The organism is Pseudomonas sp. NFACC42-2 (assembly GCF_900116055.1).
GTDB classification, from domain to species: Bacteria; Pseudomonadota; Gammaproteobacteria; order Pseudomonadales; family Pseudomonadaceae; genus Aquipseudomonas; species Aquipseudomonas marginalis.
Map to the genome: position 1 here is coordinate 108008 of NZ_FOZO01000013.1, position 24483 is coordinate 132490.

A 24483-nucleotide genomic window follows, 5' to 3' on the forward strand; every position below is an offset into this window, starting at 1 on the left:
TCCCCCAAAGGTAAGCCGCCATGTCCGAGACGCTGCTCAGTTCCCGTAATCTGGCTTTCGAGCTGTACGAAGTCCTCGATGCCGAGGGCCTGACCCAGCGCGAGCGGTTTGCCGAGCACAACCGCGAAACCTTCGATGCGGCCATCGGCACGGCCCGCAACATTGCCGAGAAGTACTTCGCGCCACACAACCGCAAGAACGACGAGAACGAACCGCGTTTTGAGGACGGTAAGGCGATTCTGATTCCGGAAGTGAAACCGGCGGTGGATGCGTTCCTGGAAGCCGGCTTTCTCAATGCGGCCCGCAGCTTCGAAGCCGGTGGCATGCAGTTGCCGACCCTGCTGTCCCAAGCCTGCTTCGCTCACTTCCAATCCGCCAACGCGGCCTCGACGTCCTACCCGTTCCTGACCATGGGCGCCGCCAACCTGATCGAAAGTTTCGGCACCGAGGAGCAAAAACAGCGCTTCCTGCAACCGATGATCGAAGGCCGCTTTTTCGGCACCATGGCCCTGACCGAGCCCCACGCAGGCTCGTCCCTGTCGGATATTCGTACCCGCGCCGAGCCCGCGGCTGACGGCAGCTATCGCCTCAAAGGCAACAAGATCTTCATCTCCGGCGGCGACCACCCGCTGTCGGAAAACATCGTACACATGGTGCTGGCCAAGCTGCCGGACGCGCCCGCCGGGGTGAAGGGCATTTCACTGTTTATCGTGCCCAAATTCCTGGTCAACGACGACGGCAGCCTCGGCGCGCGCAACGACGTGCTGTTGGCCGGGCTGTTTCATAAGATGGGCTGGCGCGGCACCACGTCCACGGCACTGAATTTCGGCGATAACGGCAACTGCGTCGGCTATCTGGTGGGTAAACCGCACCAAGGCCTGAGCTGCATGTTCCAGATGATGAACGAGGCGCGCATCGGTGTCGGCATGGGCGCGGTGATGCTCGGTTACGCCGGCTATCTCTATTCGCTGGAGTACGCCCGCGAACGCCCGCAAGGCCGCTTGCCCGACAGCAAGGACCCAGGCACCGCGCCGGTCTCGATCATCCAGCACGCCGATATCAAGCGCATGCTGCTGACGCAAAAAGCCTACGTCGAAGGTGCCTTTGACCTGGGCCTGTACGCCGCGCGGCTGTTCGATGACACCACCACACTGGAAACCGAGGCCGAACGCAAACAGGCCCATGAACTGCTGGACCTGCTCACCCCCATCGTCAAATCCTGGCCCTCGGAGTTCTGCCTCAAGGCCAACGAGCTGGCGATCCAGATCCTCGGCGGCCACGGCTATACCCGCGAATACCCGGTGGAGCAGTACTACCGCGACAACCGCCTGAACCCGATCCACGAGGGCACCCATGGCATCCAGTCCCTGGACCTGCTGGGGCGCAAGCTGGCGCAGAACGGCGGCGCGGGCCTGAAGCAACTGATCCGGCTGATCGCCGACACGGGCGCGCGGGCACAGGAATATCCAGGCCTGACGGCATTGAGAGAGCCGCTGGAGCACCTGGTCAGCCGCCTGCAAAGCGTGACCATCGGCCTGCTGACGGATCTCGCCCAGGGCAAGGTCAACAGCAGCCTGGCGAACTCGGCGCTGTACCTGAAGGTATTCGGGCATACGGTGATTGGCTGGCGCTGGCTGGAACAGGCGATTCGCGCCGAAGAAGGGCTGGCCAAGGGCAATGGGGCCGATGTCGCCTTCTATAAAGGCAAGCTCCAGGCCGCCCGGTATTTCCTGACCTGGGAAGTACCGGGCTGCCATCATGAACTGGCGATTCTGGAGGCACGGGATGATACGTGCCTGGGGATGCAGGATGAGTGGTTCTAGGGCTGGATCGCCTTGGAAATCACCTCGACCGTGGCGCTGACTTGCTCTTGGTAACGGTCGAGTTCCTGCTGGTGAGCCTGCTGCATTTCGATCTGCTCGGCGCACAGGTTCAGCGCCGCCAGCACCAGTAGCTTGTCACCGATCAGGGTCGGGTACTTTTTCTTGGTGGTGGCCAGGGAGGCCTTGAGCATGGTCACGGCGTGCATCAGGGTTTTATCTTCCCCGGCCGGGGCCTTGATCGAGTAATCCTCTCCGAGAATCGAAACGACCTTTATCCCTTCATTCATGCGCTGACAGGGCCTGCGCTCACGCGCTCAACCAGCGCCTGGATCCGCGCTGCCGTCGCGCCGTGCTTTTCTTCCTGTTCCATCAGGTTCAGTTGCAGGCTGTCGTTCTCATCCTTGGCGCGAGCCAGTTCGGCCTTGAGGGATTCGTTGCTGCCCAGTAGCTCCTGATTCTGCTGTACCAGGTCGCTGACCAGTTGTTCCAGTTGGCTGAGGGATGCTTCTAACATTTTGATTTCTCGGGCTTTTTCAAAGGGCGGTGACGATAAAGAAAATTCACCTCGGATGCCAGGGTTATCCCTGGCGCGCAGCCCGTTTTTTAAGGGCCGGGCCACGCTTTCGAGCCTTAGTGACTGCATTTCCCCCATCTGGTTCCTGAATCCGCGCAACCCCTCGTCAGATGCGACAAAAACGCACAGCCCCCTCTAGACTTTAGTCGTACGCCCGATAGAGAGGCACACCCCATCTCATGACCGCACGGATTGCGCCTCTCCCAGGATTTCCGCATGTCGCTTCGTAATATGAATATCGCTCCGAGGGCCTTCCTCGGCTTCGCGTTTATTGGCGCGTTGATGTTGTTTCTAGGCGTGTTCGCCCTGAACCAGATGAGCAAGATCCGTGGCGCCACCGAAGACATCACCTTGTCCAGCGTGCCAAGCATCCGCGCCCTGGATGAGTTCACCCAACTGACCCTGCGCCTGCGCGTGTTGTCTTACCGCTTGCTGACCAACCGCGAGCCGGATGTGCAGCAAAAGACCCTGGAAGCCTTCGAACTGCGCAACCAGCAGATCCGCACAGCCCAGGGCGTCTACGAGAAACTGATTGAAAGCAGCGAAGAACGTAGCACCTACAACGAATATGTAAGCCTGTTGGGCCAGTACCATCAGATTGAAGAGCGCATGAAGAGCCTGTCACGGGCCAACCAGGTGGATGAGCTGCGCAGCCTGCTTAACACCGAATTGCTGAGCAACTCCGAGCAGGTCAACGCCGTGCTGACGCGCCTGCTGGACCTCAATAACAAGATGGCCCTGGCCACCAATCAGGAGGCCGAAGACCAGTACAACGCGGCCTTCAACCTGGTCGTGGGCCTGCTGGTGATCGCCACGCTGCTGACCCTGCTGTTTGCCTGGCTGCTGACCCGCAGCATCACCCTGCCGATTTCACAGGCACTGGAAGCGGCGGAAGAAGTCGCCGAAGGCAACCTGACACGGCCGATCAAAGTCGACGGCAACGATGAGGCCGGGCGCCTGCTCGCCGCCATGGCCAAGATGCAGGACAAGCTGCGCGACACCCTGCAACGCATCGCCGGCTCCGCAACTCAACTGGCTTCCGCCGCCGAAGAACTGAACGCCGTCACCGACGAAAGCGCCCGTGGCCTGACCCGGCAAAACAACGAAATCGAGCAAGCCGCCACCGCCGTCAACGAGATGACCAGCGCCGTCGAAGAAGTCGCACGCAATGCGGTGAGCACCTCGGAAGCCTCGCGCAACGCCACCACGTCTGCTGGCGACGGCCGCGACCTGGTGCAGGAAACCGTCAGCGCCATCGAGCGCATGAGCGGTGACGTGCAGGCTACCGCCACCCTGATCGGCGAACTGGCCAATGAGTCGCGCGATATCGGCAAAGTGCTGGACGTGATTCGCGGCCTGGCCGACCAGACCAATTTGCTGGCCCTGAACGCGGCGATTGAAGCCGCACGTGCCGGTGAAGCCGGTCGCGGGTTCGCGGTGGTCGCCGATGAAGTGCGGGCCCTGGCCCATCGTACCCAGCAGTCCACCAGCGAGATCGAGCGGATGATCGGCAGTATCCAGGCCGGCACCGAGCACGCGGTGGACTCGATGCGCAACAGCACCGAACGGGCGGAGTCGACGCTGAACATCGCCAAAGGCGCCGGGATGTCGCTGGACACCATCAACACGGCGATTGTCGAGATCAACGAGCGCAACCTGGTGATCGCCAGCGCGGCGGAAGAACAGGCGCAGGTGGCGCGGGAAGTGGACCGCAACCTGGTGAACATTCGCGATCTGTCGGTGCAGTCGGCGACCGGCGCCAGTCAGACCAGTGCGGCGAGCAGTGAGCTGTCGCGCCTGGCGGTGGATTTGAATGGGATGGTTGGGCGGTTTCGCCTCTAACTGCCTGCACTGGCTTGAAATGTGGGAGGGGGGCTTGCCCCCGATAGCGGTGGGTCAGTTACAGATAAGCTGACTGACATACCGCCATCGGGGGCAAGCCCCCTCCCACATTCAGATCTGCGCCCGTCATTAAAAGCTTTTTGACAGCACCGCAATTCAACAGGTTAGAATCCCTGGCACGCAGACTGCATGGTCAGTTTGCGTCCCGTCTTGTTTGCCCATGGAGTACTGCCTTTGAATGCGACGACCATCAACAGCCTGTTCTTGATCGGCGCGTTGCTGGTGAGTGCGAGCATTCTGGTGAGTTCTCTTTCCTCGCGCCTGGGTATCCCGATCCTGGTGATCATCCTGGCCGTGGGCATGGTGGCCGGCGTCGATGGCGGCGGCATCATTTTCGACAATTACCCGACTGCCTACCTGGTGGGCAACCTCGCGCTGGCAGTGATCCTGCTCGACGGCGGTTTGCGTACGCGGGTAGCGAGTTTCCGCGTGGCACTCTGGCCGGCATTGTCCCTGGCCACGGTGGGGGTGTTGATTACCACCGGCCTCACCGGCATGGCGGCGGCCTGGCTGTTTGACCTGAATATTATCCAGGGCCTGCTGATCGGTGCGATTGTCGGCTCGACCGACGCCGCAGCGGTGTTCTCGCTGCTGGGCGGCAAGGGCCTGAACGAACGGGTGACCGCCAGCCTCGAGATCGAATCCGGCAGTAACGACCCGATGGCGGTGTTCCTCACCGTCACCCTGATCGACATGCTCGCCAGCGGCCAGACCGGCCTGCACTGGAGCCTGCTGACCCACCTGGTGCGCGAGTTCGGCATCGGTGGCATCGTCGGCCTCGGCGGCGGCTGGCTGATGCTGCAGATGGTCAACCGCATCAACCTGGCCACCGGCCTGTACCCGATCCTGGTAATCGCCGGCGGCCTGTTCGTGTTCGCCCTGACCAACGCCTTCCATGGCAGCGGCTTCCTCGCCGTGTACCTGTGCGGCCTGGTGATCGGCAATCGCCCGGTGCGTAGCCGCCATGGCATTTTGCATATGCTCGACGGCATGGCCTGGCTCGCGCAGATCGGTATGTTCCTGGTGCTGGGCCTGCTGGTCACGCCCCATGATTTGCTGCCGATTGCCCTGCCGGCCCTGGGTCTGGCGCTGTGGATGATCCTGTTTGCGCGGCCGCTGTCGGTGATGGTCGGCCTGCTGCCGTTCAAAGCCTTCCATGGCCGTGAAAAGGCCTTTATCGCCTGGGTCGGCCTGCGCGGCGCGGTGCCGATCATCCTGGCGGTGTTCCCGTTGATGGCCGGCCTGCCCCATGCGCAGCTGTACTTCAACCTGGCGTTCTTTATCGTGCTGGTGTCGCTGCTGGTACAGGGCACCAGCCTGCCGTGGGTGGCCAAGCTGCTCAAAGTGACCGTGCCGCCGGACCCGGCGCCGATCTCCCGCGCAGCCCTGGAAGTGCACGTCACCAGCGAGTGGGAGCTGTTCGTCTACCGCCTGGGCGCAGAAAAATGGTGCATCGGCGCGGCCCTGCGCGAGCTGAAAATGCCCGAAGGCACGCGCATCGCGGCCCTGTTCCGTGGCCAGCAACTGCTCCATCCGTCGGGTAGTACGGTGCTGGAAGTCGGCGATCTGCTCTGTGTGATCGGCCACGAACACAACCTGCCGGCCCTGGGCAAACTGTTCAGCCAGGCACCGCAACGCGGCCTCGATTTGCGCTTCTTCGGCGACTTCGTCCTCGAAGGCGACGCCCAGCTGGGCGCGGTTTCGGCGCTGTATGGCCTCAAGCTCGAAGGGATCGACCCGGACATGCCACTGAGCCGCTTCATCACCCAGAAAGTCGGCGGCGCGCCGGTAGTGGGCGACCAGGTGGAGTGGAACAACACCATCTGGACCGTCGCGGTCATGGACGGGAACAAGATTGGCAAAGTCGGCGTCAGATTCCCCGAAGGAAGTCGCCCGGGCCCCGGACTCTTCCTCTAAACTGCGGGGCGACAGCACGCCCCCGATTCTTCACCTTGCTCGATCGGTCTCTATGCCAACCCTGCGCACTTTTCTCGCCACTGCCCTGCTGGGCCTGACCCTTTGTGTCGGCAGCGTCTACGCCGCCGACCCGCCCAGCGCCGACGCCATCCAGCAAACCCTGGACAAGCTGCCTGATCGCAAACTGCCCGACGCCGACATGAAGGCGCTGCAGTCGATTCTGCAACAGACCCTGACCTACCTGGGCAACAAGCAGGATTACGAGCAGCGCCTGGTCGACCTCAAGCGCCAGCTGGAAGACGCGCCGCGCCAGACCAGCGAGAACCAGCGCGAACTGACCCGGCTCAAGGCCACCAAGGTCATTCCGGTGGCCCAACGCTACGCCACCCTGCCGGTGCCGCAGCTTGAGCAACTGCTGGTGCAGCGCAGCACCCAGCAAGGCGACCTGCAAAAGGAACTGGCCGACGCCAACAGCCTGACCATCGCCGCCCAGACCCGTCCCGAGCGCGCCCAGACCGAAATCAGCAGCAGCCAGACGCGCATCCAGCAGATCAATGCCACCCTCAAGGCCGGCAAGGACAATGGCAAAGCCCTCAGCGGCGACCAGCGCAACCAACTGAATGCCGAACTGGCCTCCCTGAATGCCCTGATCCCCCTGCGCCGCCAGGAACTGGCCGGCAACAGCCAACTGCAGGACCTGGGCAACAGCCAGCACGACCTGATCCAGGAAAAAACCGCGCGCCTGGAACAGGAGATCCAGGACCTGCAAACCCTGATCAACCAGAAGCGCCTGGCCCAGTCCCAGCAGACCGTTACCCAACAATCCATCGAAGCGCAGAAAGCCGGCGGCAGCAGCCTGCTGGCCACGGAAAGCGCGGCCAACCTGAAGCTGTCCGACTACCTGCTCAAGAGCACCGACCGCCTCAACGACCTGACCCAGAAGAACCTGCAGACCAAGCAACAGCTGGACACCGTGACCCAGAGCGATTCGGCCCTGGACGAGCAGATCAATGTGCTCAAGGGCAGCCTGCTCCTCTCGAAGATTCTGTATAAGCAGAAACAAGCCCTGCCCCGCCTGACGGTGGACCGCGACCTGGCGGACGATATCGCCAACATTCGCCTGTACCAGTTCGAGGTCAACCAACAGCGCGAGCTGATCAGCTCCCCCAGCACCTATGTGGATAACCTGCTGGCCAACCAGCCGCCGGCCGACGTCACCCCGCAACTGCGGCGCACCCTGCTGGAACTGGCGATCACCCGCAGCGACCTGCTGGAGCGCCTGAGCCGCGAGCTGAGCGCGCTGCTCAACGAATCCATCACCCTGCAACTGAACCAGAAACAACTGCTCAGCACCGCCACCACCCTGCGCGCGACGCTCGATGAACAGATGTTCTGGATCCCCAGCAACAAGCCGCTGGACACCGAGTGGCTGGAAACCGTGCCGGCGCACCTGAGCAAGCAGGTCACCACCCTGCCCTGGGCCTCCAGCGTCAGCGAGCTGTACGACGGACTGACCCAGCGTCCGCTGCTGTTTTTGCCGTTGCTGCTGCTGATCGGTGCCCTGTTGTGGCGCCGCAACGCGCTGTACGCGCGCCTGAAAAGAGTCCATCTGGACATTGGCCACTTCAAACGCGACAGCCAATGGCACACGCCCCAGGCGATCCTGGTGAATATCCTGTTGGCGATGCCGGTAGCACTGGGCCTGGCGCTGTGCGGCTACGCACTGCAGATCGACGCACGTGGGCAGAACGCCAACCTGGGTGCGGCGCTGTTGCAGATTGCCCAGGCGTGGCTGGTGTTCTACACCGCCTACCGCATCCTGGCACCGGGCGGCGTGGCCGAGCTGCACTTCCGCTGGGAAAAGCCCCAGGTCGAATTCCTCCAGGGCTGGGTGCGCAAGCTCGGGCTGGTGGTGCTGGCCCTGGTGGCCGTGGTGGCGATTGCCGAGCATCAACCGGCGGCGCTGGCCGACGACGTGCTGGGCATTGGGGTGGTCCTGACCTGCTACGCCCTGATGGCCTGGCTGCTGGGACGCCTGCTGCTGCACAGCCCGACCCACGAAAAAGCCTCGCTGTTCCGCAAAGCCGTGGGCCTGCTGTTTACCGCCCTGCCTATCGCGCTGTTCATTGCCGTGTGCTTTGGCTACTACTACACCGCACTCAAGCTCAGCGATCGGCTGATCAACACCCTGTACCTGTTGATGTTCTGGCTGGTCATCGAAGCCACCTTCGTCCGCGGCCTGGGCGTTGCCGCCCGACGCCTGGCCTATTCCCGCGCCCTGGCCAAACGCCAGGCCGCCAAGGAAGCCGGCGAAGGCGAAGCGGTGATCGAAGAGCCGACCCTGGATATCGAACAGGTCAACGAACAATCGATGCGCTTGATCCGCCTGGCGCTGCTCGGCGGCTTTATCGCGGCGCTGTACTGGGTATGGTCGGACCTGATCTCGGTATTTTCCTACCTGGACAACGTCACCCTCTACGAATACACCAGCGGCACCGGTGCCAATATCAGCATGGTGCCGATCAGCATCGGCGACCTGCTCGGCGCGCTGATCATCATCGGCATCACCTTTGCCCTGGCGCGCAACCTGCCCGGCCTGCTGGAAGTGCTGGTGCTGTCCAAGCTGGACCTGGCCCAGGGCAGTGCCTACGCCACGACCACCTTGCTGTCCTACATCATTGCCGGCGTGGGCTTTGTCTCGACCCTGTCCACCCTCGGCGTGAGCTGGGACAAGTTGCAATGGCTGGTGGCCGCGCTGTCGGTGGGCTTGGGCTTCGGCATGCAGGAGATCTTCGCCAACTTTATCTCCGGCATCATGATCCTGTTCGAGCGCCCGGTGCGCATCGGCGACACCATCACCATCGGCAACCTGTCGGGCACGGTGAGCAAGATCCGCATCCGCGCCACCACCATCACCGATTTCGACCGCAAGGACATCATTGTCCCGAACAAGACGTTCATTACCGGGCAACTGATCAACTGGTCCCTGACCGACACCATCACCCGCGTCACCCTCAAGCTGGGCGTGGACTACGGCTCCGACCTGGACCTGGTGAAGGAATTGTTGCTCAAGGCTGCCCGAGAAAACCCAAGGGTGTTGAAGGAACCGGAACCCCATGTGTACTTCCTCAACTTCGGCGAAAGTACGCTGGACCACGAACTGCGCATGCACGTGCGCGACCTCGGTGACCGCAACCCGGTGATCGACGAAGTGAACCGCTTTATCAACCGCGAGTTCAAGAACCACCACATCAACATCTCGTTCCGGCAGATGGAGGTGTACCTGAAAAACCTCCACGGCCAGGAGTACAAGCTGGTGCCGGTGGAGGACGAGAAGAGATCCATCGTCGGACCGACCGAGGCGCAAGATGTGCCGGAGCCGCCGGACGGCAAAGTGGCGGATGCACCCGAGCCACCGCCCAGCAAACTCGACTAAACGCCCTATCCCCAGCAGAATGCTCGGACATTCTGCTGGAGATGGCCGGTGAAAGCCCTCGACGAACTGACCTTCGACAACCGCTTCGCACGCCTGGGCGACGCGTTCTCAACCCACGTACTGCCCGAGCCCCTCGACGAACCGCGCCTGGTGGTGGCAAGCAATGCCGCCATGGCCCTGCTCGACCTCGACCCTGCCGTGGCGCAAACGCCGGTGTTCGCCGAGCTGTTCAGCGGCCATAAGCTGTGGGCCGAAGCCGAGCCGCGGGCAATGGTCTACTCCGGGCACCAGTTCGGCGGCTACACCCCGCAGCTGGGCGATGGTCGGGGATTGCTGCTGGGCGAGGTATACAACGAGGCCGGCGAGCATTGGGACCTGCACCTCAAGGGTGCCGGGATGACGCCCTACTCGCGCATGGGCGACGGCCGCGCGGTGCTGCGCTCGTCGATTCGGGAGTTCCTGGCCTCCGAAGCGCTGCATGCACTGGGTATCCCCAGCAGTCGTGCGTTGTGCGTGATCGGCTCCAGCACCCCGGTCTGGCGTGAGAAGCAGGAACGTGGGGCGATGGTGCTGCGCCTGGCGCCCAGCCATATCCGTTTTGGTCATTTCGAATATTTCTACTACACCAAGAAGCCCGAACAGCAGGCCGAGCTGGCCGAACACGTGTTGAACCTGCATTACCCCGAGTGCCGCGAACAGCCCGAGCCCTACCTGGCGATGTTCCGCGAAATCGTCGAGCGCAATGCCGAGATGATCGCCAAATGGCAGGCCTATGGTTTCTGCCACGGCGTGATGAACACCGACAACATGTCGATCCTCGGCATCACCTTCGACTTCGGGCCGTTTGCGTTTCTCGACGACTTTGACGCGCACTTCATCTGCAATCACTCAGACCATGAAGGACGCTACTCCTTCAGCAACCAGGTGCCCATCGGCCAGTGGAATCTCAGCGCGCTGGCCCAGGCGCTCACGCCGTTTATCAGCGTCGATGCCTTGAAAGAAGCCCTTGGCCTGTACCTGCCGCTGTACCAGGCCCACTACCTGGACCTGATGCGCCGCCGACTGGGGCTGACCACCGCCGAAGACGACGACCAGAAGCTGGTGGAGCGGTTGCTGAAGCTGATGCAGAACAGCGGCGTGGATTACACCTTGTTCTTCCGACGCCTGGGCGACGAATCGGCAGCGCTGGCGGTAGCGAAGCTGCGCGATGATTTTGTCGACCTCGCCGGGTTCGATGCCTGGGCCGAGCTGTACACGGCCCGTGTTACGCGGGATGGGGATTACAGCGAAGAGCAGCGCCGTGAGCGGATGCACGCAGTGAACCCGCTGTACATCCTGCGCAACTACCTCGCACAGAACGCTATCGCTGCTGCCGAATCAGGCGACTACAGCGAAGTGCAGCGACTGCATGAGGTGCTTTCCAAGCCGTTCGAGGAGCAGCCGGGGATGGAACAATACGCGCAGCGGCCGCCGGATTGGGGTAAGCATTTGGAGATCAGTTGTTCGTCGTGATACGCCATGCTCGCGATTAGATGAACAGGTCGACCGGCACCTTGAAAAAATCCGCCAGCCAACGAATCTGTCGCACGTTCAGCTGGCGTTTTCCACTGAGGATTTCCGAGACCACCGATTGAGCGCCAACACCCGGCAAATCACTCTGAGTCAGGCCATGCTCCTGCATCATTGATCGCAGTACGTCGACACCGCTCGCCTCAGGCATCGGCCAATGCTCCAGGTCATAAGCCTCGACCCAGTCACCGATGATATCGACCACGCCCATCAACGGATGGGCTTCGTCATCCCCGACGATATCCAGTAATTCGTCGAGCGCCTCCACCAACACATCGTAGTCAGCCTCGGTTTTGGGCTTGCGCAGCAGCGGTGATACGAATTGCCAGTGCTCGGCGACCTGCTCGATCAATACACTCATTTTCCAGTCACTCCTTCCATTTACCCTTGTCGTATTCCCGATGGTCCAGCACATGTCGAATATAAAGCCGCTGCCTTCGGTAGCGCCCCCACCTTATCCACTGCGGGAAAAATCGATTTCAACGCCGCGAAGTCCTCAGGATTGAGGACTTTGACTTTCCGATACCACTCATCCAAAGCACTGGCTGAATGAGGCCACTTCAACTGGGCACTTCGGATTTGTTTCGCACTGATTACACGCATGCAACGTCCCTATCGCATATTGCTATGAAGGTTAGACCCGAACGCCGGCTATCGCAATTTGCTATGGCGTCGAACGGACCAATGGTGCTATTTCGAACAAGTACTTCCAGCCTAGATAGGCATGCGCCAATCGACATTTGCGAATCTGTTAGCACATGCGTCGTCACTCCCGAGCTTGATAAAGCTGATGCCTGACTCCAGATAGGGAGCATTGGCCACATCCACGGAGCCCACCATGTCCGAACCTCTCGTTATCCCCTGCCCCCATTGCAACGGCCTCAACCGCATCCCCGCAGAACGCCTGGGTGATACGCCCAAGTGCGGGCGCTGCAAGCAACCGGTTCTACTGGGCAAGCCTTTCGAGCTGAAACAAGGCGACTACGCCAGCCAGATCAAGGGCGACCTGCCGCTGCTGGTGGACGTGTGGGCCGATTGGTGTGGGCCATGCAAGTCGTTTGCGCCGGTGTTTGAACAGGCGGCCGGGCAGTTGGAGGGCAAGTGCAGGCTGGCCAAGCTGGACAGCGAGGCCAATCAGCAGCTGTCGGCGCAGTTGGGGATTCGTTCGATCCCCAGTCTGATTCTGTTCAAGAACGGCCGCGAGGTTGCGCGCCAGAGCGGGGCGTTTCCGTTGCCGCAGCTGATGAGCTGGTTGCGTAGCCAGGGGGTGTAACCGGACCTGGAGAACAATGCTGGACAGTGTGGGAGGGGGCTTGCTCCCGATGGCGGTGGCTCAGCTACAGATGAGCTAGCTGGCATACCGCTATCGGGGGCAAGCCCCCTCCCACAAGGGATTGGTATAGTGCTTGAAATCAGGCGTTTTCCAGCAGGTTATGCAGCTCCACAAATTGCAGTGTGAGCTTGTGCCGTGGATCCAGGTGGATCAGCGGCTTGTTCTCCTGGTGCGACTCGCGCATGCGCACCGAGCTGGCCAGGTACACCGGCAATACCGGCAAGCCCTCGGCAATCAACTCATCGAGTATCTGCTGCGGCAAACTCGCCCGTGCCTGGAACTGGTTGACCACGATACCTTCCACTTCGAGGCCTTCGTTGTGGTCTTCCTTCAATTCTTCGATTTCAGCCAGCAGGCCATACAGGGCCTGGCGCGAGAAGCTGTCGCAGTCGAAGGGGATCAGCACACGATCGGCGGCAATCAGTGCAGAAACCGCATAAAAGTTCAGTGCTGGCGGGGTATCCAGGTAGATCCGGTCGTAATCTTCGCTCAGTTCATCGAGCAGCTTTCGCAGCTTGTTGATCTTGTGCTTGGACTCAAGCTTGGGCTGCAGGTCCGCAAGTTCGGCGGTGGCGGTGATGACGTGCAGGTTGTCGAAGGGGGTTTCGTAGATATCGACCTTGTTCTTCTTCGAAAACGGCCCGGAAGACAGGGTTTGCTTGAAAAAGTCCGCGATCCCCATGGGGATGTCGTCGCCAGTCAGCCCGGTCAGGTATTGGGTTGAATTGGCCTGTGCATCGAGGTCCACCAACAGGGTTCGATAGCCTTCGCTGGCGCTGACCGCCGCCAGGTTGCAGGCGATGCTCGACTTGCCAACACCGCCTTTTTGATTGAACACCACGCGCCGCATGGAAAAACCTCCGTGTATCAATGAATGTCCGAGTGTAGAGGGCAAAAGCGCCTGTTAGCTACCTCGTTCATCGATGCATTGCTGCATTGCATCGGGTCTGTCATAAGTCGCGCACAAGCGAAAAGGAAGTGTCCGACGATCCAACTGGCTCCCGCTTAAAGGACAATCTGTAAACCTTCCCGACTTATTTGTAATCGGCCTTGCACAATTCTTTACCAAAGTTTGCTAGAACCCCGCAGCACCGGGATAATGCGCGCCACTCGGCGATTGCTCCCTGTCCCGGTATTCGGGGCCAAAAGCCGCACATGGAAGCCCGCAGGGGCGGGATAACTTTCTCAGTGATCAACTTCAACATCGCCCAATGGCGCGCCTGGGCCCCCGGCCTGGAAAGCGCGGACGACTGGCACGCCTGGTGCCAGGCCCCGGTGTTGCTGCCTGCCAGCGATGCCTCGCCTGATGTGTCGTTCCTGCCGGCCATGCAGCGCCGCCGCCTGAGTCGCCTGGCACGCATGGCGTTCAGCGTAGGCTGGCCGCTGGCCGACGGCCTGCAAGACCTGCCGCTGGTGTTTGTTTCCCGGCATGGCGAAACCCCGCGCACGCTCGACATCCTCAGCGACCTGGCCAACGATCAGCCGCTGTCGCCGACCCAATTCAGCCTGTCGGTGCACAACGCGGTGATTGGCCTGTGGTCGATCCTGCGCAATGAAACCAGCGAAATGACAGCCCTCGCCGCCGCCGGCGATGGCCTGGAGCACGGCATGCTCGAAGCTGCGGCCCTGCTCAACGAAGGCGCTCCGGCGGTATTGCTGGTCATCACCGAAGAACAGCCGCCCGAGGCCTACGCCAGCTGGATCGTTGACGTGCCCTTTCCCTACGCCCTCGGCCTGCTGCTGACACCAGGCGACGAGTGGCAACTGGAACTCAGCGCCGGCACTGTCCAACCCACTCAAACCCAGTGGCCCCACGCCCTGAACCTGCTGCGCGCCCTGCTTACCGAGCAGGGCGCCTGCCAACATGCCTGGAAGAACCGTGTATGGAACTGGCAACGCAAGTCGTGAACGATAAGCCACGGGATGCCTACTACTGGCGCCTGTTCGCCACTGCCGCGAGCTTCTTCGTGTTCGGCGTCGGCGGGTTGTGCCTGCGCTTGCTGGTCTTTCCCCTGCTCAGTTGCCTGCCGGGCAACGTAGAAAGGCACCAGCGCCGCGCCCGCCATACCATCAGCAGGCTGTTCTGGTTCTTTATCCGCCTGATGCAGCGCGCCGGCGTGCTGACCTACAGCGTCGAAGGTGCCGAACGGCTCGGCCAGCCAGGCCAGATGATCATCGCCAACCATCCGTCGCTGATCGACGTGGTGTTCCTGATCGGCCTGATGCGCCAGACCAATTGCGTGATCAAGCAGAGCCTGTTTCAAAACCCGTTCACCCGTGGCCCGGTGCGCGACGCGGGTTACATAAGCAACGACGGCAGCGCAGACATGCTCGACGCCGCCGCCGACGCCCTGCGCCAAGGCCAGACGCTGATCATCTTTCCCGAAGGCACCCGTACCACCCCCGGCGTGGCGCCCGCCTTTCATCGCGGGGCCGCCGCCATTGCCCTGCGCGGTGCGACAATCATCACCCCGGTAGTGATCAAGGTCAGCCCCACCACTCTGACCAAGGCCGAACCCTGGTATCGCATCCCTAAATGCCGTTTTCACTTCAGTTTGCGCGTGGGGGCCGATATAGAACCACAGGCGTTCGCGACACTGGGGCCCGCGCCCCAGGCCTCACGCAAGCTCAACGATTACCTGCACCACTATTTCATTAAGGAGCTCGCCGAAGATGAGCGACCAACACCGCCTTGAGCACGATATAAAGCTGTTGATCATCGAGGCCCTGGGCCTGGAAGACATCAGCGCCGACGACATCGGCAGCGACCAAACCCTGTTCGGCGAAGGCCTGGGCCTGGATTCGGTAGACGCCCTGGAATTGGGCCTGGCGATCCAGAAAACGTACGGCATCAAGATCGATGCCGACGCCAAGGACACCCGCAATCACTTCACCAACGTGGCCAGCCTTGCGGCGTTCGTCACGGCCAGACAGGCAGCTTGAGACCGGACCATGCAAACTCGTGACGATATTTTCAACACCCTGCGCGATGCCTTGGTGGAACTGTTTGAACTGCCCCCGGAGCGCGTCACCCTCGACGCCAACCTGTATCAGGACCTGGAGATCGACAGCATCGATGCCGTGGACCTGATCGACCATATCAAGCGCCAGACCGGCAAGAAGATCGCCGCCGAAGAGTTCAAGGCCGTGCGCACCGTCAACGACGTGGTTGAGGCGGTGTACCGTCTGGTCCAGCCTGCCGCATGAGCCGGCTGATCGGCCTTGGCCTGTTATTGGCGGGGCTGCTGTACCCGTTTGCGGTGTATTACGGCACCGAGCACTTTGCGCCCTGGCAATTCGGCCTGCTGCTGGGCAGCCTGTGGCTGCTGCGCGCGGTCACGGGTGCGGCGCGCCCCGGCAGCCGCTGGATGGCGTTGGCGGTGATCGTGTTTTGCCTGGCCCTGGCCTGGTTCGACAACCCGCACCTGTTGCGCTGGTACCCGAGCCTGGTCAGTGCGTTCATGTTGGCGCTGTTCGGCCTGAGCCTGAAATACGGCCCGCCGATGGTGGAGCGTCTGGCGCGCATGACCGACCCGGTGCTGCCGCCGCACGCGATTGTGTATACGCGCCAGGTCACCGTGGTGTGGTGCGTGTTTTTTCTGTGTAATGGCCTGCTCGCCGCCGCCCTCACCCTATGGGCGCCGTTGAGCTGGTGGACGTTGTACAACGGCTTGATCGCCTACGGGCTGATGGGGCTGTTGTTTGCCGTGGAATGGCTGGTACGACAAAGGGTTCGAGGCCGCGTATGAATGGGTTGAATCTTGAGCATCTGTTGCTCGAGCCGCTGGGACAGCGTTTGGTGACCACCGAACCTGCGATGAATCATGCCCAGCTGTGGGAGCACTCCCTGAGCCTGGCCGCGGGGCTGCAAGCCCGTGGCATCCAGCGCCTGGCCCTGCACCTGGAAGACGCCGGCCTGCTGGCGATTGCGCTGCTGGGCGCCTGGCGTGCCGGGGCCAGCGTACTGCTGCCCGCCGATCTGCAACCCCAGACTCGCCAACGCTGGGACGCGGTTGTCGACGCCTGGCTGACTGAAGCGGCAGACCTGGACGCGTTGTATCAAGCGCCCTTGAGCCCTGCGGCCCTCGACCTGGACACCTGCCAACTGAGCCTGTGCACCTCCGGCTCCAGCGGCGAACCCAAGCGCATCGACAAGACCCTGCGCCAACTGGCCAATGAGGTCCAGGCCCTGGAAGCCCTATGGGGGGCAGACCTTAAAGACGCCTGCATCATCGGCAGCGTCGCCACCCAGCACATCTACGGTTTGCTGTTCCGTGTGCTGTGGCCGCTGTGCGCCGGTCGCAGCTTTGTGCGCCGCCAGCTGGCGTTTCCGGAAGACATGCAACGCGCCAGCCGCGAACACCCGCAATTCGCCTGGGTCGCCAGCCCGGCGCTGCTCAAGCGCATGGGCGACAACCTCGATTGGCCGGCGCTGAGCCAGGTATCGCGGGTGTTCTCGTCGGGCGGTGCCTTGCCCATCGAGGCGGCCAGCAGTCTTTACGAGCGCTTGCAGCAATGGCCGACAGAGATTCTCGGCAGCTCGGAAACCGGCGGTATCGCCTGGCGCCAGGGCGCGCAACCCTGGCAGCCGTTCGCCGATATACACCTGAGCCAGGACGCCGACGGTGCACTGCGCATCGCCTCGCCATACTTGCCCGTCGGGCACATAGAACAAACCGCTGACGCGGCGCGCATCCATGCCGATGGTCGCTTCGAGCTGCTCGGGCGCCTGGACCGTATCGTCAAGCTGGAAGAAAAACGCATCTCCCTGCCCATGCTTGAGCAGGCGCTGATGGCCCACCCGTGGGTCGCCGAAACGCGCCTGGGGGTGGTGCAGGAAAACCGCGCCTCCCTCGGCGCGCTGGTGGTGCTGAGTGCCGACGGCCTGCACGCCTTGCGCAACCAGGGCCGACGAACTGTCACCCAGACCCTGCGCCAGCATTTGAGCCAGCATTGCGAAGCCCTGGCGCTGCCACGTCGCTGGCGGCTGCTGCGCCAGCTGCCGCTGAATGCCCAGGGCAAACTGCCCCAGGCCGATGTGGCCGCGTTGCTGCTGGCGCCCCGGCCCAAGGCGCCGGAAGTGCTGGAGCAAGTCGAAGTCGATGGCGAATGGACCTTGCAACTGAGCGTGCCGCCGGACCTGGCCTATTTCAGCGGCCATTTCCCGGTCACTCCGGTATTGCCCGGCGTGGTCCAGGTGGAATGGGCGTTCAACCTCGGCCAGCAACTGCTCGATCTGCCCGCGACCTTTGCCGGCATGGAAGTGCTCAAGTTCCAGCAACTGGTGCGCCCCGGCGACCGTATCGAACTGCACCTGCGCTTCGACCAGGAACGCGGCAAGTTGTATTTCGCCTACCGCAACGGCGTCGCGGCCTGTGCCAGCGGCCGCATCCAATTGGAAGCCGCCCATGCATAACCCCTGCGCCCTGATCCCGGTCTACAACCACGAAGCCGCCGTGCCCGCCGTGGTCCACAGCCTGTTGAACAGTGGCCTGCCGTGCCTGTTGGTGGACGATGGCAGCAGCCCGGCCTGCGCAGCGGTGCTGGCGCAACTGGCGCGGCTGGACAATGTCACCCTGCTCACCCTGCCGACTAATCAGGGCAAGGGCGGCGCAGTGATGGCGGGCTTTCGCGAAGCGGCGCGCCTGGGCTTCAGCCACGCCTTGCAGGTCGACGCCGACGGCCAGCACGACCTGCGCGAAGTCGAGACGTTTATCGACGCCTCCCGCAGGCAGCCCAACGCGATCATCTGCGGCTACCCCGAATACGACGAAAGCGTGCCCAAGGGCCGTTTGTATGCGCGTTACCTGACCCACGTGTGGGTGTGGATCAACACCCTGTCACTGCAGATCCGCGACTCGATGTGCGGCTTTCGCGTGTACCCGCTGGCACCGGTGCTGGCGCTGATGGACTCGGCCTATATCGGCACGCACATGGACTTCGACTCCGACATCCTGGTGCGCCTGGCCTGGCGCAACCAGCCGATGCGCTGGCTGCCGACCCAGGTGCATTACCCGGCCGACGGCCTGTCGCACTTCCGCCTGTTCCGCGACAACGTGCGCATCAGCGCCATGCACACCCGCCTGTTCTTCGGCATGTTGGTACGGGCACCGCTGATCCTGTGGCGGCGGTGGCAGGCATGAGCGACAGCACCAAGCATTGGGCCGACCGCGAAGAGCGCGGCAGCTACTGGCTGATGAAATTCACCGCCCTCGCCGCCAAGGTCCTCGGCCGCCGCCTGCTGAGCCCGGTGCTGTACGGCATCGTGTTGTACTTCTTCCTGTTCGGACGCACCGCGCGCCAGAGCGCCTGGCAATACCAGCAGCGCCTGGCTGACTGGAGCGGGCGCGATGAACTGCGCCCCAGCCAGCGCAAAGTCTTCGCCCAGTTCATGGCCTTCGCCGATGCCCTGCTCGACAAACTCGACGTGTGGAACGGCAAGCTGCGCCTGGAACAGATCGACATCAACGACCCGGCGAAACTGCGCGGGCAACTGCGTGGAGGGCGCGGGCAGATGCTGGTGGGCGCCCACCTGGGCAACCTCGAAGTGTGCCGCGCGCTGGCGGAAATCGGCGAACAGGTCACCATGAACGTGCTGGTGCACACCAAGCACGCCGAACGCTTCAACCGCCTGCTGGGCGAAGCCGGTGCCACCCACTTGCGCCTGATCCAGGTCAGCGAGCTGGACCCGGCCACCATGCTGCTGCTCAGCCAGCGCCTGGACGACGGCGAGTGGCTGGCGATTGCCGGCGACCGCGTGCCCTTGCATGGCGGGCGCACGGTGCGCGTGGATTTCCTCGGCCATGACGCTGCCTTCCCCCAAGGCCCGTGGTTGCTGGCGGGCCTGCTGAAATGCCCGGTCAACCTGCTGATGTGCCTGAAACACCAGGGCCGCTATCGCCTGACCATCGAGCCCTTCGCGCAATTGCTCGAATGGAAACGCAGCACCCGCGAGCAGGTCATCGCCCTGTGGACTGCGCGCTACGCCGCACGCCTGGGCCAGTTCTGCCTGGAAGCGCCCCAACAATGGTTCAACTTTTACCCTTTCTGGAAGACCGATGACGACGCATCTTGAGCCGGTAACCTTTGGCGAACGCCCCCTGCGCATCGAAGACGTGCTGGCCCTGGCCAACCGTCAGGTGCCTACCCAGCTGCAAAGCGATGCCGCCTATCGCCAGCGCATCGCCAAGGGCGCGCAGTTCCTCGACTCGCTGCTGGACAAGGAAGGCGTGATCTACGGCGTGACCACCGGCTACGGTGACTCCTGCGTGGTCGCGGTGCCGTTGCAACATGTCGAGGCCCTGCCCCGTCACCTGTACACCTTCCACGGTTGCGGCCTGGGTAAGTTGCTCGACGCCCAAGCCACCCGTGCGGTGCTGGCGGCGCGCTTGCAGTCACTGTGCCACGGCGTCTCCGGGGTGCGCGTGGAACTGCTGGAGCGCCTGCATGGGTTCCTCGAACACGACGTGCTGCCGCTGATCCCGGAAGAAGGCTCGGTGGGCGCCAGCGGTGACCTGACCCCGCTGTCCTACGTGGCCGCGACCCTGTCCGGCGAACGCGAAGTGCTGTTCCGTGGCGAGCGTCGCCAGGCGGCCGACGTGCACCGCGAACTCGGCTGGGAGCCGCTGGTACTGCGCCCCAAGGAAGCCCTGGCACTGATGAACGGCACCGCGGTGATGACCGGCATCGCTTGCCTGGCCTTCGCCCGCGCCGACTACCTGCTGCAACTGGCCACGCGCATCACAGCGCTGAACGTGGTGGCGCTGCAAGGCAACCCGGAACACTTCGACGAACGCCTGTTCGCTGCCAAGCCCCACCCAGGGCAGATGCAAGTCGCTGCCTGGCTGCGCAAGGACCTGGCGATCGACGCGCCGACCGCGCCGCTGCATCGCCTGCAGGATCGCTACTCGCTGCGCTGCGCGCCCCACGTCCTCGGCGTGCTGGCGGACAGCCTGAACTGGCTGCGTTCGTTTATCGAGATCGAGCTGAACAGCGCCAACGACAACCCGATCATCGACGCCGAAGAAGAACGCGTGCTGCACGGCGGACATTTCTACGGCGGGCATATCGCCTTTGCCATGGACAGCCTCAAGACCCTGGTGGCCAACGTCGCCGACCTGCTTGACCGCCAGCTCGCCCTGCTGGTGGACGTGCGCTACAACCACGGCCTGCCGAGCAACCTGTCCGGCGCACCGGCGGACCGCGCGATGATCAACCACGGTTTCAAGGCGGTGCAGATCGGCACCAGCGCCTGGACCGCCGAAGCACTGAAAAACACCATGCCGGCCAGCGTGTTCTCGCGCTCCACCGAGTGCCACAACCAGGACAAGGTGAGCATGGGCACCATCGCCGCCCGCGATGCGATCCGCGTGCTGGAGCTGACCGAACAGGTCGCCGCCGCCACCCTGCTCGCCGCCAACCAGGGTGTGTGGCTGCGCGCCCAGGCCGACGACGCACGCCCGTTGCCACCGGCGCTGGCGGCCATGCATGCAGAGCTGGCCCAGGACTTCCCGCCGGTCATCGAAGACCGTGCCCTCGAAGGCGAACTGCGCCTGTGCCTGCAACGCATCGCCGAGCAACACTGGAGGCTGCATGCGTAGCCCTGGCGTATTGCACAGCGACACCGAAATCCTGGTGCCGTTTTTTGACGTCGACACCATGCACGTCGTCTGGCACGGGCATTACGTGAAGTACCTGGAAATCGCACGCTGCGCGCTGCTGGACAAGATCGGCCACAACTACACGGCCATGCTCGAAGCCGGTTACGCCTGGCCGGTGATCGACATGCAACTGCGCTATGTGCGCGGTGCGGTGTTCGGCCAGACGATCAACGTGCGCGCCAGCCTGGTGGAATGGGAGAACCGCTTGAAGGTCAATTACCTGATCACCGACCTGGCCAGCGGCGAGCGCCTGACCCGAGCCAGCACTGTGCAGGTGGCGGTAGAAATCGCCACTCGCGAGATGCAGCTGGCGTCCCCCAAAGTATTCACCGACGCCGTCGACAGGGCCTTGTCATGAAACTGATCACCTTCCTCGGCGCGTTGCTGCTGTCGCTTCAAGCCCAGGCCTTCGACCTGCAACAACTCAGCGACCAGTTGGCCAAACCCTCGGTGATCCACGGCAGCTTCATCCAGGAAAAACACCTGCGTGCGCTGCCGCAGCCGTTGGTCAGCAAAGGCACCTTCGTCCTGGCCAAGGACCACGGCCTGCTGTGGCTGCTGAAAACCCCGCTGCAACAGGACTACCGCATCAGCGCCCAGGGCATCGCCCGCCGTGACGCCAACGGCTGGCAACTGCTGCCGAACAAGAGCGCCGGTGCCGAACAGAACCGTCTGTTCCTCGCCGTGCTCCAGGGCGACAGCAGCGGCTTGCAGCGCGACTTCGAGCTGCAACTGCAAGGCGAAGCCCGGCAATGGAAGCTCACGCTGATCCCGCGTTCACTGCTGCTCAAGCAGGTATTCACCCAGATCAATATCGACGGTGGTGAACTGGTGCAGAAGATCGAACTGCTGGAAACCCAAGGCGACAGCACTGTGCTGCGCATGCAGGACAGCAGCGCCGGCCAGCCATTGAGCGACGCGGAGCAACACGACTTTGCCCAGTGAGCGCCTGCTGCCCCGCCTGTTCCTGATCCTGCTGGTGGCCGTGCTGGCCCTGGCCGGCTGGCAGTGGCGCGATGGTGCACCGCTGTCGGCCAACCTGATGGAGCTGGTGCCGGGGAGTACGCCGGACGCCCTGGAACTGCAAGCCGAACAGCGCATGCAGGAGCCGCTCAACCGCGAAATGCTGGTGTTGGTGGGGCACGCCGATCGCCAGCAAGCGGTGGCCGTGGCGCAGCAATTGGGCGAGCGCTGGCAGGCCAGCGGCTTGTTCGAGAAGGTCCAATGGAACCTGCAAGCCGACCTGCCGGCACTGCGTGAACAGTTGCTGCGCGGGCGGCTGGCGATGCTCTCGGCCAAGGACCGCGAACAACTGATCGACCACCCCGACGCGTTCATCCAGCAACGGGTGCAGTCGCTGTTCGACCCCTTCACCGGCTTCAGCCTGGTGCCGAGCCAGGACGACTGGCTGGGCCTGACCGGGCGCATCCAGAACAGCCAGCCGCAACGCGGCTCGGTGCAACTGGACATCGGCAGCGGCGCCTTGATCGCCGATGCCGACGGCAAGAGCTGGGTGCTGCTGCGGGCGCGCACCACCGGCAATGCCTTCGACATGAAACTGCCGCTGCAAGTGGCGGATCTGCTCCAGGCCAGCCGCACGCAGGCCGGCGAACACGGCGCGCAATTGCTCGCCGCCAGCGGTTTGCTTTACGCGGCGAACGGCCAGCAACAGGCCACGCGGGAAATCACCTGGGTCGGCGGCGGCGCCACCGTCGGCATTCTGCTGTTGCTGTTGCTGGCGTTCCGCCGCTGGCGAGTGCTGCTGGCGTTTGTACCGGTGCTGGTGGGCATGCTGTTTGGTGCCGTCGCTTGCGTGGCGCTGTTCGGCCATATGCATGTGATGACCTTGGTGCTCGGCTCCAGCCTGATCGGCGTCGCGGTGGATTACCCGCTGCACTACCTGTCGAAAAGCTGGAGCATGAACCCCTGGCGCAGTTGGCCGGCATTGCGCCTGACGCTGCCAGGGCTGAGCCTGAGCCTGGCCACCAGCTGCATCGGCTACCTGGCGCTGGCCTGGACACCCTTCCCGGCCTTGACGCAGATCGCGGTGTTCTCCGCCGCGGGCCTGGTCGGCGCCTACCTGTCAGCGGTGTGCCTGCTGCCGGCACTGCTCAAGGGGGTCGAACTGCGCCCGGCACAATGGCCGCTGCGCGTCGCCGAATGCCTGTGGCGGGTGCGGGCCGCCTTGCTCAAGCGTGTGCCCAGTCCGGTGCTGCTGGTGTGGGTGCTGCTGTTCTGCGCCGGCGGCCTTTGGCAGCTGAACAGCAAAAACGATATCCGCCAGTGGATCGGCGCGCCGCCGCAGTTGCTGCAAGAGGCACAGGCCGTGGCGCGCATTACCGGTTTCCAGCCCACCAGCCAGTTTTTCCTGATACGGGCCGACAACCAGCCGCAGTTGCTGGAGCGCCAAGCCGCCCTGGGCCAACGCCTGGACCAGCTGGTGAATATGGACAAGCTCCAGGGTTACCTGGCGCTCAACCAACTGGTCAGCCTGCCCGCCGAACAGCAGCAACTGCGCGAGGCCCTGAGCGCACTCCCACAGCATTGGCAGCCGCTGTTGGACCTCGGCGTGCCCGCCGGCGCCCTGCACGCCGAAATCGCGCAACTGCAAGCGCTGCCCACCGAAGACATCGACGCTGCGCTGGTGGGCCCCTTGGCCGAACCCTGGCGCACCCTGTGGCTGGGCCCGGTGGACGGCGGCGTGGCGGCCATGGTCAGCCTGCAGGGCTTGAACAACCCGGCGCTGCTGCGGGTGCAGGCCGTGGACCTGCCCGGCGTGCAGTTGGTGGATCGTCTCGGGGATTTGAACCGTGTATTCGCCGACACGCAGATCAGCGCCGCCGAATTGAAGTTGATGTCGTGCGTGCTGATCGTGCTGTTACTGATCCTGCCGTTCGGCTTCGGCGGGGCCTTGCGCATCGTCGCCCTGCCGTTGCTGGCGGCGCTGTGCAGCCTGGCCAGCCTGGGTTGGCTGGGCCAGCCGCTGACCCTGTTCAGCCTGTTCGGGTTGCTGCTGGTCACGGCCATCAGCGTCGACTATGCGATTTTGATGCGCGAACAGATCGGCGGCCCCGCTGTCAGCCTTTTAGGGACGCTGCTGGCAGCGCTGACGACCTGGTTGTCGTTCGGCCTGCTGGCGGTGTCCAGTACCCCGGCAGTGAGTAATTTCGGCCTGTCGGTCAGCCTGGGCCTGGCATTCAGCTTTATGCTGGCGCCCTGGGCCGGCCAACGGAAACACGCCTCATGAATGTAGTTATCGCCAAAGCGGC

The 24483-nt window shown here is 63.1% G+C and carries 22 protein-coding genes and 2 pseudogenes; 19 read left to right on the forward strand and 5 right to left on the reverse strand.

The window, feature by feature from the left end; all coding sequences use genetic code 11:
• Window positions 1–20: 20 nt before the first annotated feature.
• A complete protein-coding gene (locus tag BM416_RS21370; protein WP_092489372.1) occupies window positions 21–1823 on the forward strand; it encodes an acyl-CoA dehydrogenase in 1803 nt (600 codons plus the stop codon).
• Here BM416_RS21370 and BM416_RS21375 read toward each other — a convergent pair.
• Entirely contained in the window at window positions 1820–2110 is a 291-nt protein-coding gene (locus tag BM416_RS21375; RefSeq protein ID WP_017526490.1) for a cell division protein ZapA, read from the reverse strand. The genes BM416_RS21370 and BM416_RS21375 overlap by 4 nt on opposite strands.
• Window positions 2107–2337 (reverse strand): hypothetical protein, encoded by a 231-nt coding sequence (locus tag BM416_RS21380; protein WP_003187970.1) that lies wholly within the window; start codon window positions 2335–2337, stop codon window positions 2107–2109. The genes BM416_RS21375 and BM416_RS21380 overlap by 4 nt, the downstream gene beginning before the upstream one ends.
• Window positions 2338–2628: 291 nt before the next feature.
• On the opposite strand from BM416_RS21380, the pseudogene BM416_RS31245 reads away from it, so the two are divergent.
• The 5 genes and pseudogenes from BM416_RS31245 to selO all read left to right on the forward strand — a co-directional run.
• A pseudogene (locus tag BM416_RS31245) lies at window positions 2629–3384 on the forward strand (MCP four helix bundle domain-containing protein); the annotation flags it as partial.
• Complete coding sequence (locus BM416_RS31250) at window positions 3376–4239, forward strand: methyl-accepting chemotaxis protein (protein WP_370671258.1); 864 nt, start codon at window positions 3376–3378, stop codon at window positions 4237–4239. The pseudogene BM416_RS31245 and the gene BM416_RS31250, both read left to right, overlap by 9 nt.
• Before the next feature lie 234 nt (window positions 4240–4473).
• Window positions 4474–6216, forward strand: coding sequence for a potassium/proton antiporter (locus BM416_RS21390; protein ID WP_027604969.1), 1743 nt, complete (start codon window positions 4474–4476; stop codon window positions 6214–6216).
• A 52-nt stretch (window positions 6217–6268) separates the two neighbouring features.
• Window positions 6269–9652 (forward strand): mechanosensitive channel MscK, encoded by a 3384-nt coding sequence (gene mscK, locus BM416_RS21395; protein WP_092489374.1) that lies wholly within the window; start codon window positions 6269–6271, stop codon window positions 9650–9652.
• A gap of 48 nt (window positions 9653–9700) precedes the next feature.
• Window positions 9701–11164: a protein adenylyltransferase SelO gene (gene selO, locus BM416_RS21400; RefSeq protein WP_092489375.1), complete on the forward strand. Its 1464-nt coding sequence runs from the start codon at window positions 9701–9703 to the stop codon at window positions 11162–11164.
• Between the two features lie 16 nt (window positions 11165–11180).
• Here the strand turns inward: selO and BM416_RS21405 are convergent, their stop codons facing one another.
• Both BM416_RS21405 and BM416_RS21410 read right to left on the reverse strand, forming a co-directional pair.
• On the reverse strand, window positions 11181–11582 hold the full coding sequence (locus BM416_RS21405; RefSeq protein ID WP_027604972.1) for a helix-turn-helix domain-containing protein: 402 nt from the start codon (window positions 11580–11582) through the stop codon (window positions 11181–11183).
• A gap of 7 nt (window positions 11583–11589) precedes the next feature.
• Window positions 11590–11824 (reverse strand): annotated as a pseudogene (locus tag BM416_RS21410) (type II toxin-antitoxin system HigB family toxin).
• A gap of 235 nt (window positions 11825–12059) precedes the next feature.
• On the opposite strand from BM416_RS21410, the gene trxC reads away from it, so the two are divergent.
• Window positions 12060–12494, forward strand: a complete 435-nt coding sequence (trxC, locus tag BM416_RS21415; protein ID WP_027604974.1) for a thioredoxin TrxC — start codon at window positions 12060–12062, stop codon at window positions 12492–12494.
• Between the two features lie 139 nt (window positions 12495–12633).
• Here trxC and BM416_RS21420 read toward each other — a convergent pair whose 3' ends face one another.
• On the reverse strand, window positions 12634–13404 hold the full coding sequence (locus BM416_RS21420) for a ParA family protein (protein ID WP_092489376.1): 771 nt from the start codon (window positions 13402–13404) through the stop codon (window positions 12634–12636).
• 338 nt (window positions 13405–13742) lie between these two features.
• Between BM416_RS21420 and BM416_RS21425 the strand changes: the two genes are divergently transcribed.
• From BM416_RS21425 to BM416_RS21480, 12 genes are read left to right on the forward strand one after another with little or no spacing between them, the layout of a single operon-like run.
• Window positions 13743–14462 carry a beta-ketoacyl synthase chain length factor gene (locus BM416_RS21425; RefSeq protein WP_092489377.1) on the forward strand — a complete coding sequence of 240 codons (720 nt, stop codon included), beginning with the start codon at window positions 13743–13745 and terminating at the stop codon, window positions 14460–14462.
• Window positions 14438–15250 (forward strand): lysophospholipid acyltransferase family protein, encoded by an 813-nt coding sequence (locus BM416_RS21430; protein ID WP_092489378.1) that lies wholly within the window; start codon window positions 14438–14440, stop codon window positions 15248–15250. The genes BM416_RS21425 and BM416_RS21430 overlap by 25 nt, the downstream gene beginning before the upstream one ends.
• The gene (locus tag BM416_RS21435; protein ID WP_027604978.1) at window positions 15228–15497 is read left to right on the forward strand and encodes a phosphopantetheine-binding protein; all 270 of its coding nucleotides are present in this window, start codon (window positions 15228–15230) and stop codon (window positions 15495–15497) included. Before BM416_RS21430 ends, BM416_RS21435 begins: the two co-directional genes overlap by 23 nt.
• A gap of 9 nt (window positions 15498–15506) precedes the next feature.
• Complete coding sequence (locus BM416_RS21440) at window positions 15507–15761, forward strand: acyl carrier protein (protein ID WP_003187949.1); 255 nt, start codon at window positions 15507–15509, stop codon at window positions 15759–15761.
• Window positions 15758–16303 (forward strand): COG4648 family protein, encoded by a 546-nt coding sequence (locus BM416_RS21445; RefSeq protein WP_065925689.1) that lies wholly within the window; start codon window positions 15758–15760, stop codon window positions 16301–16303. Before BM416_RS21440 ends, BM416_RS21445 begins: the two co-directional genes overlap by 4 nt.
• Window positions 16300–17970 carry an acyl-CoA synthetase family protein gene (locus BM416_RS21450; protein ID WP_092489379.1) on the forward strand — a complete coding sequence of 557 codons (1671 nt, stop codon included), beginning with the start codon at window positions 16300–16302 and terminating at the stop codon, window positions 17968–17970. The genes BM416_RS21445 and BM416_RS21450 overlap by 4 nt, the downstream gene beginning before the upstream one ends.
• Window positions 17963–18697 carry a glycosyltransferase family 2 protein gene (locus tag BM416_RS21455; protein ID WP_065925691.1) on the forward strand — a complete coding sequence of 245 codons (735 nt, stop codon included), beginning with the start codon at window positions 17963–17965 and terminating at the stop codon, window positions 18695–18697. The genes BM416_RS21450 and BM416_RS21455 overlap by 8 nt, the downstream gene beginning before the upstream one ends.
• Complete coding sequence (locus tag BM416_RS21460) at window positions 18694–19629, forward strand: LpxL/LpxP family acyltransferase (RefSeq protein ID WP_092489380.1); 936 nt, start codon at window positions 18694–18696, stop codon at window positions 19627–19629. The genes BM416_RS21455 and BM416_RS21460 overlap by 4 nt, the downstream gene beginning before the upstream one ends.
• On the forward strand, window positions 19613–21154 hold the full coding sequence (hutH, locus tag BM416_RS21465; RefSeq protein ID WP_053139196.1) for an HAL/PAL/TAL family ammonia-lyase: 1542 nt from the start codon (window positions 19613–19615) through the stop codon (window positions 21152–21154). Before BM416_RS21460 ends, hutH begins: the two co-directional genes overlap by 17 nt.
• The gene (locus BM416_RS21470) at window positions 21147–21572 is read left to right on the forward strand and encodes an acyl-CoA thioesterase (RefSeq protein ID WP_092489381.1); all 426 of its coding nucleotides are present in this window, start codon (window positions 21147–21149) and stop codon (window positions 21570–21572) included. Before hutH ends, BM416_RS21470 begins: the two co-directional genes overlap by 8 nt.
• Complete coding sequence (locus BM416_RS21475) at window positions 21569–22159, forward strand: outer membrane lipoprotein carrier protein LolA (protein ID WP_027604985.1); 591 nt, start codon at window positions 21569–21571, stop codon at window positions 22157–22159. Before BM416_RS21470 ends, BM416_RS21475 begins: the two co-directional genes overlap by 4 nt.
• Complete coding sequence (locus BM416_RS21480) at window positions 22149–24461, forward strand: MMPL family transporter (protein ID WP_092489382.1); 2313 nt, start codon at window positions 22149–22151, stop codon at window positions 24459–24461. The genes BM416_RS21475 and BM416_RS21480 overlap by 11 nt, the downstream gene beginning before the upstream one ends.
• The last annotated feature ends 22 nt before the right edge of the window (window positions 24462–24483 follow it).